Consider the following 18,036-nt stretch of genomic DNA (forward strand, 5'->3'; position numbering starts at 1 on the left):
TTCGAACTGAGAAGCGCCCGCGACCACGGTTGGTCGCGGGCGCTTCTGCGTCATCCGGCGGGACTCAGAACCGTCTGCCTCACTTCTCGTCAGCTTCGGCCAGTCTGGCCAGGCTTGTGCGGACGAGGCCGGAGTTCGTCGTCGGCCACATCCTCGGCATCGAATTGACGAGGAACCCGGCATACCGGGCCGAGCGCAGCCGCGAGTCGAGCACGGCCACCACTCCCCTGTCCTTGGTCGACCGGATGAGGCGACCGGCACCCTGTGCCAGCCGCAGGGCGGCATGCGTGGCCGATACTGCCATGAATCCGTTGACTCCACGCTGGTCGGCATCGCGTGCCCGTGCCTGCATGAGCGGGTCGTCGGGGCGTGGGAACGGCAGACGATCGATGATGACCAGGCGGTTCGTCCGTCCCGGCACGTCGACTCCCTGCCACAGGGACATCGTCCCGAACAGGCAGGTCTGATCATCGGCCGTGAACTGGGAGACCAGCGCCGGCAGGCCGTCGTCGCCTTGGAGCAGGATCGGGAAGTCGAACTTCGTCCGCAGGTGTTCGGCTGCCGCGTTGGCCGCCGCCCGGGAGGAGAACAGCCCCAGTGCCCCGCCGTTCGAGGATTCGACGAGTTCTTCGAGTTCGGTCAGCGCTTCCTCGCTCAGTCCGCTGCGTCCGGGCTTGGGCAGGTGGGAAGCGACATAGAGGATGCCCTGCTTGCCGTAGTCGAAGGGTGATCCGACATCGAGGCTGTCCCACTTCGGGGCGTCCGGCCCGAAGAGTCCCAACGAGGCCGCCACCGCGTCGAAGTTCCCGCCCAGGGACAGGGTCGCCGAGGTGGCCACGACCGTCGATTCCTCGAAGATCCCGTTGCGCATGGTGCCGGCCACGCTCAAGGGTGCGACGACGAGGTTCGTCGTCTCCTTCTCTCTGAACGTCGACCGGGAGAGCCAGATGACGTCGTTTTTGCCCGGGTCGCAGAAGCGTTCGGCGAGTTCGAAGATCTCCTGACAGCGAGCCTTGGCCATCTGCCGTCCGGCATCGGCGTCGTCGGTCTTGCCGCCGATGTCGTTGATGATCTGGCGGGCGGAGTCGCGGATCTGCGCCAGGGCCAGTCCGAGCGCCTCGCTCATATGCAGGATGAGTCCCTCGGGCACCGAGGTCTGGGCGCGTTCGAGTGCCGCCGCGGCGGAATCGAGCAGCGAGACGACCCCGTCCTGGACCGTGGTGTGTTTGCGCACGGAGCTCGTCGCCGCCGAGAGCATGCTCGTGTTGATCTGCCCGGACAGGGCGCTGGTCACCCGGTCCTTGAGCTCGTGGGCCTCGTCGATGATGATGACATCGTGTTCGGGCAGCACGTTCGATTCCCCGAAGGCGTCGATGGCCAACAGGGCATGGTTCGTCACGACGATATCGGCTTCGGCGGCTTTGTTCCGGGCGATTTCGGCGAAGCATTCGGTGAACAGCGGGCAGTTCGATCCGAGGCAGTCGAAGGCGTTGACGGACACCTGTGACCAGGCGCGATCGCTGACACCGGGCAGGAGGTCGTCACGGTCGCCGGTGTCGGTGGTCTTCTCCCAGGTGCGGATCCGCTGGATCTCCTCCCCCAGACCCGAACGTTCGGTGGGTTTGCGTCCCGCCTCGGCGTCGGCCCCGAGGTCGAAGAGCATGCCCTCACCCTCGTCGGGGTATCCGCCGGCGAGCTTGTGCTTGCACACATAGTTCCGCCGCCCCTTGAGCAGTGCCGCTCGGGGCAGCGGGTCGAGGTCCTTCTTCACGGCCTTGAACAGCCGGGGCAGGTCGCGGTGGATGATCTGAGTCTGCAGGGCCAGGGTCGCAGTGGACACGACGACCTTCCCGCCGGTGCGGGTGACGTATTCGGCCGCCGGGACGAGGTACGCCAGCGATTTGCCGGTGCCCGTTCCCGCCTGCACGAGCAGATGGATTCCCTTGTCCAGCGACGAGGCGACCGCCTGCGCCATCTCCTGCTGACCCTCGCGTGGCGATCCGCCGATGGCGCCGACAGCGGATTCGAGGAGGTTCTCGACTGCTTTCACTCGTCGATGACCAGGTCCGGACGTTGGAATTCGCGCAGTTCGTCGACGAGTTCGGTCGGCACCTTCGCCTGCAGGCTGGTGCCCTCCGTGCCGTGCGATTCGTGTTCGACCGTGCCGAGGGCGTAGATCTTCGACACGAGGTCACCGCGTTCATAGGGAATGAGCACGGTCATGTCGATATCCGGGACGGGAAGGCGGTTCTCGATGGCCTCGATGAGGTCGTCGATCCCTTCCTTCGAGACGGCGGAGACGAACTGGGCGTCGGGGTACTCCGCGCGCAGGCCGGTGATCACAGCCTCCTCGGCGATATCGGCCTTGTTGAACACGAGGAGTTCGGGGATGTCCCCGGTCTCCACGTCCCCCAGCACATTGCGCACGGCCTGGATCTGACCGTGCGGATCCGGGTGGGAGGCATCGACGACGTGGAGGAGCAGATCCGAACCGGCGGCCTCCTCCAGGGTCGAACGGAAGGCTTCGACCAGCTGGTGGGGCAGGTTGCGGACGAACCCGACGGTGTCGGTGTAGGTGAAGACGATGCCGTCGGCAGTCTTGGCCTGCCGGACGGTCGGATCGAGGGTGGCGAACAAGGCGTTCTGCACCATCACCTCGGCGTCGGTGAGCAGGTTGAGCAGGGAGGACTTGCCCGCGTTCGTGTACCCGACGATCGCGACGGACGGCACATGATGGCGGGCGCGGTTCTTCCGCTTCGTCTCTCGAGACGGCGCCATCGCGTTGATCTCCCGGCGTAGCTTCGACATGCGCGCACGGATGCGGCGACGGTCGAGTTCGATCTTCGTCTCACCGGGCCCGCGAGAGCCGATTCCGGCACCGCCGGCGACACGACCGCCGGCCTGCCGGGACAGCGACTCACCCCAACCGCGCAGACGCGGCAGGAGGTATTCGAGTTGGGCGAGTTCGACCTGGGCCTTGCCTTCGCGGGATTTCGCATGCTGGGCGAAGATGTCGAGGATGAGCGCGACGCGGTCGACGACCTTGACCTTGATGACGTCCTCGAGTCCACGCCGCTGGCTGGGAGCGAGTTCGGAGTCGATGATCACGGTGTCGGCGCCGACGGAGGCGACGACCTCGGCGAGCTCGGCGGCCTTGCCCTTGCCGAGGAAGGTGCCGGGATCCGGCTTGTCGCGGCGCTGGATGAGCGCGTCGAGGACGTCGGAACCGGCGGTTTCGGCCAGCGCGGCAAGTTCGCGGATCGAGTTCTCGGCTTCGGCCTGGGTGGTGTTCCAGATCCCGGCGAGGACGACGCGTTCGAGGCGGACCTGACGGTATTCGACCTCGGTGATGTCTTCGAGTTCGGTGGACAGCCCGGCCACGCGGGTGAGCGCGGCGCGCTCGGCGAGGTCGAACTGGTCGTCCTCGGGTGTGGTGTCGTGATCGTCGAGGGCTTGGGCGCCTCGGGAGAGCACACGGTCGAGCATCGCATTGCGACGCTCTTTGTCTTCAGACGTCATTCATTCCTTTGTTCTCTGCCGTCCGCACGGGACTTCTCGTGCCGACGTCGTCATGCCTCGCACCGGTCTCGCACCGGTGCGCACCGACGGTGGTGTCCATCAATTCTCCCACAGCCGTCTACACTGAAACGGTGTCAGAGCACTATTTCACCGAATCGCCGAGCAGCGAGGCCAAGTCGCGGGAACTCAACCTCGATCTGGCCGGCCGCGCCGTCACCGTCGAAACCGTATCCGGCACGTTCTCACCCACCCGCCTCGACCTCGGCACGGCTGTGCTGCTGCGGCATCTGCCGCAGCCGCCGGCCGGCGATATCCTCGACCTCGGCTGCGGGTGGGGGCCGATCGCCCTGCACACGGCCTTGGATGCCCAGGACGCCGAGGTGGATGTGCGAGTGTGGGCACTCGACGTCAACTCCCGGTCCCTGGAGACCACCGCGGCGAATGCGCGCAGGCTGGGTCTCGATTCGATCAACACCGTCACCGCCGCCGATGTTCCCGCCGACCTGCAGTTCGCCGCGATCCGGTCGAATCCCCCGATCCGCATCGGCAAGGAGGCGCTGCATGAGCTCTTGGAGACGTGGCTGCCGCGTCTGGCTCCGGGTGGGCGCGCCGATCTCGTCGTGTCGAAGAACCTCGGTGCCGATTCCCTGCAGAAGTGGATCGCCGGGATGCTCGGTGACAGCTTCGAGGTCGTGCGCGCGGGATCGTCGAAGGGCTTCCGCGTGCTCACGGTCGAGCGCGGCTGAGCTCAGCTGATCGTGCCGCTGGCGACGAGGACCGCGGGTCCGGCGAGGCTGACGCGTCCGCTCGTTCCTTCGGCATCGGGTTCGATTTCGATGCGCAGCTGACCGCCGGGCACGTCGACTCTCCACTGCAGGGGTGATTTCTCGCCGGCCCAGTGGTGGGCTGCGATCGCTGCCGCGCAGGCTCCGGTTCCGCAGGAGCGGGTCTCGCCGACGCCGCGTTCGAACACGCGCATGCGCAGGGCGCCTTCTCCCCCGGCCACATCGGATCGGGCGGGCTCCATGACGATGTATTCGACATTCGAGCCCTGTGCGGGCACGGGGTCGAGGACGGGGGCATCACGCAGGTCGGCGGCGGCGAGTTCGGAATTTTCGGCCAGGGCGACGACGGTGTGGGGATTGCCGGTGGACACGCGCAATCCGGGTCGGGCGACCTCGATGCCTCCGGTGGTCACGAGCACGCTGCTTGACGGGTCGAGTGACCATTCGCCCATGTCGATCGTGTACCAGGCGTCGCTGGCGGATCCGGGTCCGGGCGTGCCGGTGTCGACGACGTCGTCTCCGGTCTGGACGCCGAGAGCCGGGTTGAGGGTGGTGCGCACGGTCTTGATTCCGTCGCGGGTGCCGACGAGGATGTCGCGGGCCTCGGCGGAGACGCGGCCGCTGGCCACGAGCGCGTGGGCGAAGACGCGAACGCCGTTGCCGCACATCTCGGAGAGGCTGCCGTCGCTGTTGTAGTAGTCCATGAACCATTCGGCACCGGCGTCAGCCTGTTCGGCGGCCCCCGGGATGCCGCTGGCGGCGGAGCGGACGATGCGGATGATGCCGTCGGCGCCGAGTCCGGCCCGCCGGTCGGCGAGCGTGGCGACGGCTTCCGGATGCATCTCCAGCCTGCTGTCGTCGTCGGAGAGCAGAACGAAGTCGTTCTGGGTGCCGTGTCCCTTGACGAAGGTGACATCGGACCAGGCGGCGAACGGGGTATCCGGAGTGCTCATGACTCCATCCTATCGGTGACGGTCCAGTCAGGTCTTCAGTGCCCGTTCAGCACGTCGAGCTCGGCCGACATGTTGTCAGCGCCTGCCCAGCACGTCGAGCTCGGCCGCTATGTCGAGCTCGGCCGCTATGTCGTCAGTGCCCGCCCAGGACGTCGAGGGCGGCCGCCAGGTTCTGCTCGGCGTCGGCGGCGCTGCCGTCGATCCAGTGGATGCGCAGATCACGACGGAACCAGGTGTCCTGTCGACGTGCGAACTGCCGGGTGCGGATCGTCGTCTCGTCCTTCGCCGCGGCGGCGGTGAGCTCTCCGGACAGGTGGCGTTGGATCTGTGCGTACCCGATGGCGCGCGACGCCGTCTTGCCTTCGGCCAGTCCGGCGTCGAGGAGCCGAATCACTTCGTCGACCCACCCGTGATCCCACATGAGGTCGACGCGAGTGGCGATGCGCTCGTGAAGCACGGCTCGGTCCATGTTCAAACCCAGGTGCAGGGTCGGTTCGATCTCCTGGTAGTCCGGCAGCTGAGCGCTGAACGGACGCCCCGTGAGTTCGATGACTTCGAGGGCTCGCGCAATGCGTCGTTGGTCGTTGACGGTGATCTTCTCGGCCGCTTTCGGGTCGAGTTCGCGCAGCTTCTGATGCAGCGCCCACCGGTCGACGGCGACCTCGGCCTCAAGGCGGGCCCGCAGCTGAGGGTCGGTGCCCGGGAACTCCATATGGTCGACCGCAGCACGCACGTAGAGCCCGGACCCGCCGACGAGGATCGGGCGCAGTCCGCGCCCCCGGATGTCCGCGATCGCCGCCCGCGCACGCGTCTGAAAGTCCTGGACGTTCGCCTCTTCGGTGATGTCGAGGATGTCGATGAGATGGTGCGCAATCCCCCGCCGCTCATCGACCGGCAGCTTCGCTGTGCCGATGTCCATCCCTCGGTAGAACTGCATCGAATCCGTGTTGATGATCTCCCCGCCGAGGCGGCCGGCCAGATCCAGCGCAAGGTCCGATTTCCCGGTGGCGGTGGCTCCGACGACGGTGATGATCGGCGCGTTATCTTCAGCCATCGGCGATCATGCCCAGATTCCGGTGCCGCAGAGTGTCCGCACGTCGTGAACGGGTTCGTCGACAACCGGTTCCAGCGTCGACACCCGAGCACCGTGGTCGACGACGTGGCGGATTCCTGCGGCAAGCACGCTGAGATTCGCGGCCATGGTCTCCGCGCGCTCACTGAGTTCGACCAGTCTTGCGGTGTCGAGCGTGGGCCCGGAGGTGAGTGTCTCCACGACTGCGTCATCGAAGTCTGCGGCGCCGTCGATCGGGGCCAGGGGTGCGTCCTCAGCTGCGGCTCCCGACAGGTCGATGGGCAGCAGAAGATTCTCGCTCGATCCGAGTGGGCCGGTGCCGACGCCGGCGGCGTGAGCGTGAAGGATCGCGACGATGATGGCCGGGTCGGCCGCCTCGGCGAGTCTGCGTTCTTCCCCCGTCAGGGCGTCAACGGTGTCGACCCAGTCGGCTCCGGCCAGAAACCGACCTGTGCGAGTATCGACTCCACGGTCGATCCCCCAACCGCCGAGCCCGGCCACGGGCGGCAGGGTCTCGATGGGCAGCGCCCAGTCGGACTGCGACCTCACGGTGTTGTGGAGCGCGGTCCGCAGTTCGACCATACGAGTGGTTTCGCTGCGGTCGATGTTCTCGAGCAGCACAGGAGCTGCCGGGATGACGGCGAAGGCGCCCATCTCAGCCGCGGGCGCGGATGGTCGGCATGCCGAGATTCGTCGTGCCGGCAGCACTCTGGCCGGGGCTCGGTGCACCGCAGCTGTCGGCCTGTGCCCGGTCGTAGGCATCACCGGCGCGGGAAGGGCGCACGGAGAACCCGGAATCGGCGAGGAGGAAGTAGGGCTTCGCTTCGGTGACGGTCGCGGTGACGAAGTCGCCGGGCCGAGGCATCTGGGCGCCGTCGGGGATTCCGACATGGACGAGTCGATTGTCTTCGGCACGACCGCTCAGCCTGGGGGAATCGGCGTGGGGCAGTTTGGTCACGAGCACCTCGACCTCACGGCCGATCTGGGCTTTGTTCTCGTCCCAGGCGATTTCGTCCTGGAGTGCGGTGAGGCGTTTGAACCGCTCCTGAACGACGTCCTTCGGCACCTGGTTGTCCATCGTCGCCGCGGGTGTGCCGGGGCGGATGGAGTACTGGAAGGTGAAAGCCTGGGAGAACCGGGCACGGCGGACGATGTCCATCGTGCCTTGAAAGTCTTCTTCGGTCTCTCCGGGGAAGCCGACGATGATATCGGTGGTGATGGCCGCGTGCGGGATGCGCTCGCGCACGGTGTCGAGGATGTTCATGAACCGCTTGGTCCGGTAGGACCGCCGCATGGATTTGAGGATCGTGTCCGAACCGGACTGCAGCGGCATGTGCAGCTGCGGCATGACGGTCGGGGTCTCTGCCATTGCGTCGATGACGTCGTCGGAGAAGGCAGCCGGATGCGGGCTGGTGAAGCGGACCCGCTCGATCCCGTCGACGTTGCCGACGGCGCGCAGCAGTTTCGCGAACGCGCCCTTGTCGCGGAATTCGGCACCGTAGGAGTTGACGTTCTGGCCGAGCAGAGTGACTTCGACGACTCCGTCGGCGACGAGTGCTTCGACTTCGGCGAGGATGTCGCCGGGACGACGATCCTTCTCTTTGCCGCGCAGGCTGGGCACGATGCAGAAGGTGCAGGTGTTGTTGCAGCCGACCGAGATCGACACCCACCCGGAATGTTGGGATTCGCGCCGACTGGGCAGCGTGGAGGGGAAGACGTCGAGGCTTTCGAGGATCTCGACTTGCGCTTCCTCGTTGTGGCGGGCGCGTTCGAGCAGCGCGGGCAGGGAGCCCATATTGTGGGTGCCGAAGACCACGTCGACCCAGGGGGCCTTCTTCACGATCGTGTCGCGGTCCTTCTGCGCCATGCATCCGCCGACGGCGATCTGGAGACCGGGATGGTTCTCCTTGACCTTCGCGAGCTGGCCGAGGTTGCCGTAGAGGCGGTTGTCGGCGTTTTCGCGCACGGCGCAGGTGTTGAAGACGACGACGTCGGCCTGGTCGTCGGTGTTCGCCTGAACGTAGCCGGCGTCGTCGAGCAGCCCGGACAGACGCTCGGAGTCGTGCACGTTCATCTGACATCCGTAGGTCTTGACCTCGTAGCTGCGAGGGGTGGTACCGGATGTCGTCGGGGATTCAATCAGTTCAGTCATGGCGCACCTATTCTAGCCGTTCCCCGGGGGCCGTTTCAGTCGTCGGCGAGCACGTCTCGTGTGACCTTGATGCAGATCGCCGAGGGGAAGCCGCGGCGGGCGAGCATGCCGAGGATCCGGCGCTCCCGCACCGCATAGTCGAGGCGCCGGGTGGAGGCGGCCTTCTTCTCGGCGACTTCGCGAGCGAGCTCTTCCTCGCCGTCGATGTCGGCCACGGCCTCGGAGGCCAGTTCGGGGCTGATGCCCTTCTTGCTCAGTTCGCGTTTGAGCACGGATCGGGAGAGTTTCCGGTTCTCGCGCTGTGCCCGTGCGAAGCGGTGGGCGAACTCTTCGTCGTTGAGCAGCCGCGAGTTCTGCAGTTTTTCGATGAGGACATCGATCGCTTCGGGCATGAGGTCGCGTTTGAGGAGCTTCTTGCGCAGTTCATCGCTGGAGTGATCGCGCATGGCGAGCATGTTCATGGCCGTCTTCTTCGCCTGGGCGTAGTCTGCGTCGAAGTCGGGTGCCTCATCCTCGTCGTCATCGAAGCTCAGCCCGGAACCGGAAGCGAAGTCGGGTGGGCCGTCGCTGTCATCCAGAAAGTCGGGCGCGGCATTGCCATCGCTCGCGAGGAGATCTGGACCATCATTCTCGGCCGCAAGGAAATCAGGAACGTCGATGAAGTCCGGAGTCGAGTCGGTACCGCCTTCGACCCACCCGTTGTCCGGTTCCTGCTGCTGTCGCTTCCAGCCGCTGGAGTTCTTCTTCCGCTTCGAACCGGCTGTCGAGCCGGCCTTCGACGCCGATCGTGCAGACTTCCCCGACCGTTTTCCCGAGCCCCCTTCGGAACGCGACCCCGAGCTCTTTCGGCTGCCGGATCGACCGTTGCCGCCGGTGACATCACCATCGTCGAGGCCGGAGAGACCGGCGAAGAATCCGGCCTCTCCTTCGGCATGACGCTGGTCGATCTCCGAGATCGCGCTGCGCAGCTGCGAGAGCGTCTCGGTCTGAGACGAGTCGTTCCGGCCGAAGTCCCCCGCACCGACCGTATCGGTCGCTGCGGTGGGTTCGTGACCGGTGTACTCGTCGTCAGTCGACGAGACGTCAGGAGACTTCGACGTCATCCGTCTGAGCTTCTCCGGCCGCCTCGGCGCCGTCCTCGGGTTCGTCGACCTGGATGAGACCGAGCTTGTGCTTGATCTTCAGCTCGATCTCTTCGGCCAGGCCCGGGTTGTCGCGGAGGAAGTTGCGGACGTTCTCCTTGCCCTGACCCAGCTGATCGCCGTCATAGGTGAACCAGGAACCGGACTTGCGCACGATGCCGTTGTCGACGCCCATATCGATGAGGCTGCCTTCGCGGGAGATGCCGTGGCCGTAGAGGATGTCGAACTCGGCCTGCTTGAACGGCGGAGCGACCTTGTTCTTCACGATCTTCGCACGAGTCCGGTTGCCGACCGCGTCCTGACCTTCCTTGAGGGTCTCGATGCGGCGGACGTCGATGCGCACGGAGGCGTAGAACTTCAGTGCCTTACCGCCCGAGGTGGTCTCCGGGGAACCGAAGAAGACGCCGACCTTCTCACGCAGCTGGTTGATGAAGATCGCGGTGGTCTTCGACTGAGCCAGGGCACCGGTGATCTTACGCAGCGCCTGCGACATCAGGCGAGCCTGCAGACCGACATGGCTGTCGCCCATCTCGCCTTCGATCTCGGCCTTGGGCACGAGGGCTGCAACGGAGTCGATGACGATGATGTCCAGCGCTCCGGAGCGGATGAGCATATCGGCGATCTCGAGAGCCTGCTCGCCGGTATCCGGCTGGGAGACGAGGAGCTGATCGGTGTCGACGCCGAGCTTCTTCGCATACTCGGGGTCCAGTGCGTGCTCAGCATCGATGAACCCGGCGATTCCGCCGGCCTTCTGAGCATTCGCCACCGCGTGGAGAGCCACGGTCGTCTTACCGGAGGATTCCGGACCGTAGATCTCGACGACACGACCGCGCGGCAGACCGCCGATGCCCAGAGCGATGTCGAGAGCGACCGAACCGGTCGGGATGGAGGCGATGGGTTCACGCACACCGTCGCCGAGGCGCATGATCGCACCCTTGCCGTAGTTGCGATCGATCTGGCCCATTGCGGCTTCGAGTGCCTTCGACTTGTCGCCGCCGGTGGGAACCTGAAGGTTCTTGGGTGTACGTGCCATGACGTCTCCTCTTCGTTGCTTTTCCTTTGAGACCAAGGCTAGAAGATGGCACTGACATAACGACAGAGGAAGCGATTCCCCCGTGGATAACCAGCCACTCATGGTCACAGGTCCCGTGATTCCTCACCAGGATAACCCACATGGGAACAGGTGTTCTATATATTCGGGTGTGTCGCGTGTCTCTGCGGAATCTAGGCCGACGCCAGGCCCAGCTGCCAGGTGAGACCGAAGCGGTCGCCCACCCATCCGAACGGTCCGAATCCGTAGTCGTCGAGCGGCATGAACACAGTCCCCTGCGCGCTCAGTGCGGTGAAGAGGCGTTCGAGCTCCTCGGCCGATTCGCAGTCGACCATGAGCGAGACACCAGGGGTGATGTCCCACTCGTGAGCGGCGAAGCTGTCGCTCAACCGTAGTCTCTGGCCTGCGATCTCGATCTCGGACATGATGACCGTGCCCTCGGCACCCGGCCCCTCCGGACCGTAGCGATTGTCGAGGATCACTCGCCCGTCGGCGAAGAGCTCGACATAGGTGTCCATGGCTTCGGCGGCGCTCTGGCCGCGGCTGGGCTGGAAGGTGATGAACGGGACGGCCTGATTCATGCGGTCAGTCTACACTCGGCCGACACCGCGCCGACAGGGAAGGTTTCGCGCAGCTGCGAGAAATCAGAACGGAGTCGAGCGCGGCTTCTCCTTGCCCAGGCGGCGGGATTCGGGAACGCCCATGGAGTCGCACACGGCGATCCAGATATCGCGGGGTTCGACACCGGCTTCGAATGCCTGCGCCGCGGTTCGTGAACCCAATGAGCTCAGCGTGAGGTCGGTGTGCAGGGAGGCGGCACGAGCCTCACCGAACTCCTCGTTCATGAGGATCCAGTAGAGCGTATGCCGCATCAGGGCTTGGCAGCCAGGCGCGGAGACGAGTATCCCTCGGGGTGACCGAGAATCTTGTCCGAGAGCTCCTGCGGAATGGTATCGGGGATCTGCACGCCCTCTTCGAGTGCGAAGCGATCGGACACGGACGACAGCAGTGCCGACAGCGGCAGATCGAGTGCTTCACAGATCGCCGACAGCAGCTCCGAAGAGGCTTCCTTCTGTCCGCGCTCGATCTCGCTGAGGTAGCCCAGCGAAACGCTGGCCCCGGTCGAGACATCGCGAAGGGTGCGTCCTTGACGACGGCGGGCGGAACGTAGTGCGTCGCCGATTTCGACTCTCAGTAACATAACGCGGCCCTCCCTTTGTCAGCGCGTCCCGTCAATGTAGTTCCAACAACCTTACAACCTGGCCGTGACACAGCACCAACCTGGGGCCCCGAGCGGATGGTATTGCCAGTCCATTCGAAGACTTTGGAGAATTTTCGTCCGATGGTCATCACCCGGTCAACCCCACAGCAGACGAACTTATTCCGCGGCGTCCTCGCCAGCATTCGACGCCTGCCCGGCTTCCGGTCCGAAGGCGAGTTCGCGCACGAATTCGTCGAGGTTGACCGCCATCGCCTCCACCGTCTGGCGTCGGATGGCGTCGCGGTCACCGGTGAACTCGTGTTCGAAGACCTTCGCCTTCCCGCCGAAGGCGATCGCGGTGTAGACGAGTCCGACGGGCTTGTCGTCCTGCGGATCGGGACCGGCGACACCGGTGCAGGAGATCCCGATATCGGCGACGCACTGCACGGCCGTGCCGACAGCCATCTGTGCGGCGACGACCGGGTCGATCGGTCCGGTCTCCTCGAGGTGGTCGGCATTCACTCCGGCCAGGCTCGCCTTGAGGTCGGTGGCGTAGGTGACCAGTCCCCCGCGCACCACTGCCGAAGCGCCCGGCACGTCGACGAGCGAGGCGACGAAGCGTCCGCCGGTCAGCGATTCCGCCGACGCCAGCGAGATCCCCAGCTGAGAACAGGTGGAGATGATGCGACGCGCGGTCGCCATGAGCTCGGACTCAGCCACGCTGCGTGCCCCCGGCGCTCGGCGCATCCCCGCCGTTGCCGTTCTTCGCGTCCTTGTACAGCTTGGCCGCCTGCACGCAGTAGTCGACGCCGGTGACGATGGTGACGACGATGGCCGCGGCCATGATGATCCAGGCGACGACGAGGAGGATGACGGAGACGACGGAGGGCAGCACGTCCGAGAGCGGGAAGACCACCAGGAACAGCCCGATCGCCGCCGTCTGCAGCACGGTCTTGATCTTGCCGCCGCGCGAGGCGGGCATGACAGCAATGCGGATCATGAAGAACCGCAGCACGGTGATGCCGAACTCGCGCACGAGGATGATCACGGGCACCCACCAGGGCAGTTCGGCGATGATCGCCAGACCGATGAGTGCGGCTGCCATGAGCGATTTGTCAGCGATGGGATCGGCGATCTTGCCGAAGTTCGTGATGAGGTTGTTCCGTCTGGCCAGGTAGCCGTCGACGAAGTCGGTGAACATGGCCAGCAGGAACACGACGAGCGCCCACCAGCGCAGGGTCACATCGTTGCCGCCGTCGGTCAGCAGGAGCACGAGGAACAGGGGCACCATGAGGAGGCGCAGCACCGTGAGTGCGTTCGGAATGTTCCACGGACTCGGTTCTGCTGCGGGCTGCTGGGAGGCTCCGGCCTCGACTCGATCGTTCACACATCCAGCCTATCGGAGTGAGCTGAGCAGATCATTCCAACCATGGGATTCACGACGATAATCGCCGAGGCGGCGCACCGTCGCAACGGTGCGCCGCCTCGGCGAGGGGTGAGGTTCGGATGAGATCAGCGGCCGGTGAGCTGCCAGGCGTCCTCTCCTGCGGCTTCGACGACCTCGAGCCCGGTCTCCGGGTCGACGTCGCCGACGGTGAGGTCGCCGGCATGGCCGACTCCGTTCGCGTATCGGTCGGACGATGCTGAGCTGTACGACGCCGAGCCGTGGGAGGTGTCCCCGTAGTCGTCGTCGAACTCCTCGTCGTAGTCCCCGGCCGCCGAGGCGTGCCCGGAGCCGGGCTCCCCGGTCTGGCCGTGGCTCTGGCCCCCGTCGGTCGGGGCGTCGGCCGCCGCGCCGGACGAATCACCGTCGGGCGGGGTCTCGCCCTTGATGATGGCCAGGGTGCCGGGCAGATCGTCGGGGCGCACGAGCACATCGCGGGCCTTCGATCCCTCGGACGGTCCGACGATGCCGCGGGACTCCATGAGGTCCATGAGGCGACCGGCCTTGGCGAAGCCGACGCGCAGCTTGCGCTGGAGCATCGAGGTCGATCCGAACTGCGTGGTCACGACCTGTTCGATCGCCTGGAGCAGCAGTTCGAGGTCGTCTCCGATGTCCTCGTCGATCTGCTTCTTCGGTGCTTCGACGGCCACGTCTTCGCGGTAGTTCGGGGTCAGCTGGCTCTTGACGTGTTCGACGACCTTCTCGATCTCGGACTCGTTGACCCAGGCTCCCTGGACGCGCATCGGTTTGGCCGCGCCCATCGGCAGGAACAGGGCGTCACCCTGACCGATGAGCTTCTCCGCGCCGGGCTGGTCGAGCACGACTCGCGAGTCGGCCAGCGATGAGGTTGCGAACGCCAGACGCGAGGGCACATTGGCCTTGATGAGACCGGTGACGACGTCGACGCTGGGTCGCTGCGTGGCGAGGATCAGGTGGATGCCGGCGGCACGGGCCAGCTGAGTGATGCGCTGGATCGAGGCTTCGACGTCGCGCGGGGCGACCATCATGAGGTCGGCGAGCTCGTCGACGACGACCAGCAGGTACGGGTAGGGCTGGAGGACGCGTTCGGACCCGGCGGGCGGCTGGATGCGGCCCTCGCGGACGGCCTTGTTGAACTCCTTGACGTGCTTGAAGCCGTAGTTCGCGAGGTCGTCGTAGCGGGCGTCCATTTCGCGCACGACCCATTCGAGCGCCTCGGCGGCCTTCTTCGGGTTCGTGATGATCGGGGTGATCAGGTGCGGGATGCCTTCGTAGATCGTCAGCTCGACGCGCTTGGGGTCGACGAGGATCATGCGGACCTCGTCGGGGGTAGCGCGCATCATGATCGAGGTGATCATGGAGTTGACGAAGCTGGACTTACCGGCACCGGTGGCACCGGCGACGAGCAGGTGGGGCATCTTCGACAGATCGGCGACGACGAATCCGCCTTCGACGTCCTTGCCCACGCCCATGACCATGGGGTGGTCGGTCTTGCGGGCGGCTTTCGAACGCAGCACGTCGCCGAGGGCGACGTTCTCGCGGTCGGTGTTCGGGATCTCGATGCCGATGGCCTTCTTGCCGGGGATCGGCGAGAGGATGCGCACATCGGCGCTGGCCACGGCGTAGGCGATGTTCTTCGACAGCGCCGTGACCTTCTCGACCTTCGTGCCCGCGCCGAGCTCCACCTCGTAGCGGGTGACCGTCGGTCCGCGGGAGAACCCGGTGACCTCGGCGTCGATCTTGAACTGCTCGAGGACATCGCGCAGGGCTTCGACGACACGGTCGTTGGCCTCGGAGCGTTCCTTGGCGGGAGGTCCGGGCTGGAGGTTGTCGGAGGCGGGCAGGGTGTAGGTGACATCGCCGGCCAGGGTGAGCTGCTCGACGCGTTCGGGCAGCTGCTCCGTGGGTGGAGGTGCAGGTGCGTTCGTGATCGGCACCGGCGCCGAGGCGGCAGCGGGCTCGGACTTCTTCGCCTGGTTCGCGGCGTCGTCGTCCATCCCGATGGTCTTCTTCAGCTCGGCCATCTCGCGTTCGGCCTTGGTGGGGCGGCGCTGGCCGGGCTTGAGCTTCGGCTCCGGGCTGGTCTCGATCCGGGTGGTGTCGGCCTCTTCGTCGCTGACGTCGTTCTCGTGGATGTAGGCCTTGTCGTAGGCCTTCGTAGCGGTGTCGTCGTCGGCGGCATCCGAGTCGGCATCGGGGATCTCGGTCTTCTTCTTCCGACTGCGGCGCTTGGCGCCCATCACGGGTTTGAGGTCGGAGGTGCGGCCGTTCTCGGCAACGAGGTCGGACTGTTTGGTCTCGGCCGCCTCGGCGTCGGCTGCGGATCGGGCACCGCCGGTGAGTCGGTAGTACAGGTCTGTGAGTCGGCGGGGAATCGCGCGCACCGGGGTTGCGGTGACCACGAGCAGGGAGAACAGCCCGAGGAGGACGAGCAGCGGCACGGCGACGTAGACGGTGGTCGCGATGACCAGCGGCGAGGACACGACGAATCCGAGGGCGCCTCCCCCGTTGGCCATGGCTTCGCGGGAGTTCGTGAAGGTCGGGTTGCCGGCGGCGATATGGGCCAGCCCCGAGGCGGCGAGCAGACCGAAGATCATCCCGATGAGGATGCGGTTGTTGCCGCGGTTGTCGTCGCCGCGCAGGAACAGGCGGATCGCATAGCAGGTGAAGACCACCGGCAGGGCGAGTGCCACTCGGCCGAAGGTGCCTTCGACGATTCCGCGGACGGCGTCGCTCATCGCGCCGGGGATGTTCCACCATTCGAAGGCGGCGATGATGATCGAGAGTCCGATGAGGAAGAACGCGGTGCCGTCCCGCTTCGTCGGTGATTGATCGGTCGGTTCGTCGCTGAGAGTCTTTCGCGCACGGTTTCCGGCCATGTGGGCCACTCCCCTCCATGCACCGGTGACAACGTTTGTCCCGGGTTCTTCGGTCCCCGCTTGACCGGACCGACCAGCGTTTTTGCGCGCTGTGCGTTTCCCGGAACCAGAAGCGGGGGAAGTCGTTCTGGTCGCCATGTCTCTCATCTTAGGACGATATTGCGCTCCTGCCCAGCAAATCCGCAGGTTTCGGCGTGCCACCAGGGGCAATGTTCGGCCCCGCGTGTCACTGCCCAAACCCGGCTCCACGCCTGCGAGAGCTCGCTCCTTCGATGGTTCGATCGTCTCCGCCACCAGCGGGCCGACGTGGCCGAGACGGCTCGCCTAGTGCTATTTCACGCCGCTGGGCGAGATAAGTGTGCTCAGATTGCCCGTTTTCGGCGCATTTTTGGCAATCTGCGCACACTTAACTTGCCGTTCGGCGAAGAATCAGCGCGGCTGGTCCAGGTCGGTACCCGCCTGTAGGGGAACCCGAGCGATGAAGACGAACTCGCGGCCCGGCCGGTCCGGCGCGTCACGGATCTCAATGACAACGAATCCGGTGTCCTCCAGTGACTTCGTCAGCTCGGCGCGGTCACGAAACTGCAGGCGGCTCCTCTGCTCGACGCGACGGCCGTCCCGTTCGAAGACCAACATTCCAACGAAATCGACGAACCCGCCGTGTGAGTCTTCGAATTCCACCCACGACTCGACCGTACCCTCACCGCCGACCTCGGCCGTCGAATAGGTGTACTCTTTCGTCCATTCCCGCCACGCCTGCCTCTCGGGGTCGCGTGATTCGAAGACGAGGAGTCCGCCCGGCGACAGTTTCCGGCGGATCGCCGTCAACGTCTCCGCCCAGGCTTCATCTCCGAGAATCGCCTGCGCCACGTTGGCTGTCATGAAAGCCATGTCGGCCTGCAGCGGAGGCAAGTCCGCTGCGATCCCGTGGACCCACGTCACCTTGCCGGCATGGGGTTTCGACTGCGCCACGTCCAACGCCAACGCCGAGGGATCGACGCCCACGACCTCCACTCCCCGACCGGCGAGCATCGTGGCGAACGTGCCCGTTCCGCATCCCACATCCACCACCGAGGCGGCCCCGAACTCCTCGACCATCGCCGCGTAGACGTCGAGGTCGTCCCGTTCGGGTCCTTCGAAGATGTCATAGACGGCAGCGCATCGCGCGTCGACATAGCTGTCCCCGGCGTCATCAGCGGGATTCCGAGCGCCGTCAGCGGGCATGCGGATCACTCGGATGCATGGCGATGAACAGACCCCACTGAGTGGCGCCGTCCTTCTTGCGCCGACTGCGGAACTCTTCGAACAGCTCATCGATCCGAGACCGGAATTCCTCAACCTCATCCTCGGTGAGCATCGCGGCCATCCGCCCCATCGTCCGCTCCTCATACGGTGCGGCGGTGAATTCGGCGGTGAAGGCCTCGAGCATTTCGGTCGTCATATCGCCGGTGTTGAGGAACCAGCTTTTGCCCGTGGCGAGGTACGGGATCTCCCTGGACCCGCGCTTGCCGCGCCGCGCCTCCTGAGGTTCGAGGAATCCGGTGTCGGCGAGCATCCGCACATGATGGAGCGAGGTCGCGGGATTGAGGCCGGTCGCCTCGGCGATCTCACGATTGCTCAGGGCTTCGTCCAGGCACAGCCGCAGGATTCGGATGCGAATACTCGAGGCCAGCGTTTTGGCCTCGGCCTCGGTGGCGTCCCGGCGCTCGACTGCTCGGGCGAGGGAGGCCGCGGCGGGTGTCTGCCCTGTCGAACTCGGGTCGGGCGATTGCCCGGCCGCAGGAGTGTCATCGTTCATGCCTCAACGCTAGCGAGTGATCGGGAGAAGTCAATCAATCCCCTAAAGTGATTGACTTTTC

The 18,036-nt window shown here is 65.7% G+C and carries 17 protein-coding genes; 1 reads left to right on the plus strand and 16 read right to left on the minus strand.

The window, feature by feature from the left end; all coding sequences use genetic code 11:
• Window positions 1–79: 79 nt before the first annotated feature.
• Together QYM46_RS11560 and hflX are read right to left on the minus strand one after the other, a co-directional pair.
• Window positions 80–2,050, minus strand: a complete 1,971-nt coding sequence (locus tag QYM46_RS11560) for an ATP-dependent DNA helicase (RefSeq protein WP_432789043.1) — start codon at window positions 2,048–2,050, stop codon at window positions 80–82.
• Window positions 2,047–3,519: a GTPase HflX gene (hflX, locus tag QYM46_RS11565; protein WP_169252618.1), complete on the minus strand. Its 1,473-nt coding sequence runs from the start codon at window positions 3,517–3,519 to the stop codon at window positions 2,047–2,049. The genes QYM46_RS11560 and hflX overlap by 4 nt, the downstream gene beginning before the upstream one ends.
• Window positions 3,520–3,650: 131 nt before the next feature.
• Between hflX and QYM46_RS11570 the strand changes: the two genes are divergently transcribed.
• On the plus strand, window positions 3,651–4,265 hold the full coding sequence (locus QYM46_RS11570; protein WP_432789044.1) for a class I SAM-dependent methyltransferase: 615 nt from the start codon (window positions 3,651–3,653) through the stop codon (window positions 4,263–4,265).
• Between the two features lie 2 nt (window positions 4,266–4,267).
• On the opposite strand, the gene dapF is transcribed toward QYM46_RS11570, so the two are convergent.
• The 14 genes from dapF to QYM46_RS11640 all read right to left on the minus strand — a co-directional run bounded on the left by dapF (window position 4,268) and on the right by QYM46_RS11640 (window position 17,975).
• Window positions 4,268–5,257 carry a diaminopimelate epimerase gene (dapF, locus tag QYM46_RS11575; RefSeq protein ID WP_432789045.1) on the minus strand — a complete coding sequence of 330 codons (990 nt, stop codon included), beginning with the start codon at window positions 5,255–5,257 and terminating at the stop codon, window positions 4,268–4,270.
• A gap of 133 nt (window positions 5,258–5,390) precedes the next feature.
• Window positions 5,391–6,311 carry a tRNA (adenosine(37)-N6)-dimethylallyltransferase MiaA gene (gene miaA, locus QYM46_RS11580; protein WP_432789046.1) on the minus strand — a complete coding sequence of 307 codons (921 nt, stop codon included), beginning with the start codon at window positions 6,309–6,311 and terminating at the stop codon, window positions 5,391–5,393.
• A 6-nt stretch (window positions 6,312–6,317) separates the two neighbouring features.
• Entirely contained in the window at window positions 6,318–6,983 is a 666-nt protein-coding gene (locus QYM46_RS11585; RefSeq protein ID WP_169252622.1) for a hypothetical protein, read from the minus strand.
• A gap of 1 nt (window position 6,984) precedes the next feature.
• Entirely contained in the window at window positions 6,985–8,481 is a 1,497-nt protein-coding gene (gene miaB, locus QYM46_RS11590; RefSeq protein WP_432789047.1) for a tRNA (N6-isopentenyl adenosine(37)-C2)-methylthiotransferase MiaB, read from the minus strand.
• A gap of 35 nt (window positions 8,482–8,516) precedes the next feature.
• Complete coding sequence (locus QYM46_RS11595; RefSeq protein ID WP_432789048.1) at window positions 8,517–9,584, minus strand: regulatory protein RecX; 1,068 nt, start codon at window positions 9,582–9,584, stop codon at window positions 8,517–8,519.
• On the minus strand, window positions 9,565–10,656 hold the full coding sequence (gene recA, locus QYM46_RS11600; RefSeq protein ID WP_025779746.1) for a recombinase RecA: 1,092 nt from the start codon (window positions 10,654–10,656) through the stop codon (window positions 9,565–9,567). Before recA ends, QYM46_RS11595 begins: the two co-directional genes overlap by 20 nt.
• Before the next feature lie 191 nt (window positions 10,657–10,847).
• The gene (locus tag QYM46_RS11605) at window positions 10,848–11,255 is read right to left on the minus strand and encodes a VOC family protein (protein WP_432789049.1); all 408 of its coding nucleotides are present in this window, start codon (window positions 11,253–11,255) and stop codon (window positions 10,848–10,850) included.
• Window positions 11,256–11,318: 63 nt separating this feature from the next.
• Complete coding sequence (locus QYM46_RS11610; RefSeq protein WP_025779743.1) at window positions 11,319–11,546, minus strand: DUF3046 domain-containing protein; 228 nt, start codon at window positions 11,544–11,546, stop codon at window positions 11,319–11,321.
• Entirely contained in the window at window positions 11,546–11,875 is a 330-nt protein-coding gene (locus QYM46_RS11615) for a helix-turn-helix domain-containing protein (protein ID WP_062244061.1), read from the minus strand. The genes QYM46_RS11610 and QYM46_RS11615 overlap by 1 nt, the downstream gene beginning before the upstream one ends.
• A gap of 177 nt (window positions 11,876–12,052) precedes the next feature.
• A complete protein-coding gene (locus QYM46_RS11620; protein WP_432789050.1) occupies window positions 12,053–12,595 on the minus strand; it encodes a CinA family protein in 543 nt (180 codons plus the stop codon).
• Window positions 12,588–13,262, minus strand: a complete 675-nt coding sequence (gene pgsA, locus QYM46_RS11625) for a CDP-diacylglycerol--glycerol-3-phosphate 3-phosphatidyltransferase (RefSeq protein ID WP_432789051.1) — start codon at window positions 13,260–13,262, stop codon at window positions 12,588–12,590. Before pgsA ends, QYM46_RS11620 begins: the two co-directional genes overlap by 8 nt.
• A gap of 125 nt (window positions 13,263–13,387) precedes the next feature.
• Complete coding sequence (locus tag QYM46_RS11630; protein ID WP_432789052.1) at window positions 13,388–16,177, minus strand: DNA translocase FtsK 4TM domain-containing protein; 2,790 nt, start codon at window positions 16,175–16,177, stop codon at window positions 13,388–13,390.
• A gap of 429 nt (window positions 16,178–16,606) precedes the next feature.
• Window positions 16,607–17,401 (minus strand): class I SAM-dependent methyltransferase, encoded by a 795-nt coding sequence (locus QYM46_RS11635; RefSeq protein WP_432789053.1) that lies wholly within the window; start codon window positions 17,399–17,401, stop codon window positions 16,607–16,609.
• A complete protein-coding gene (locus QYM46_RS11640; RefSeq protein ID WP_432789054.1) occupies window positions 17,391–17,975 on the minus strand; it encodes an ArsR/SmtB family transcription factor in 585 nt (194 codons plus the stop codon). Before QYM46_RS11640 ends, QYM46_RS11635 begins: the two co-directional genes overlap by 11 nt.
• Window positions 17,976–18,036 lie beyond the last annotated feature (61 nt).

It is taken from the genome of Brevibacterium sp. K11IcPPYGO002, from assembly GCF_050920635.1.
In the GTDB taxonomy this organism is placed as follows: Bacteria; Actinomycetota; Actinomycetes; order Actinomycetales; family Brevibacteriaceae; genus Brevibacterium.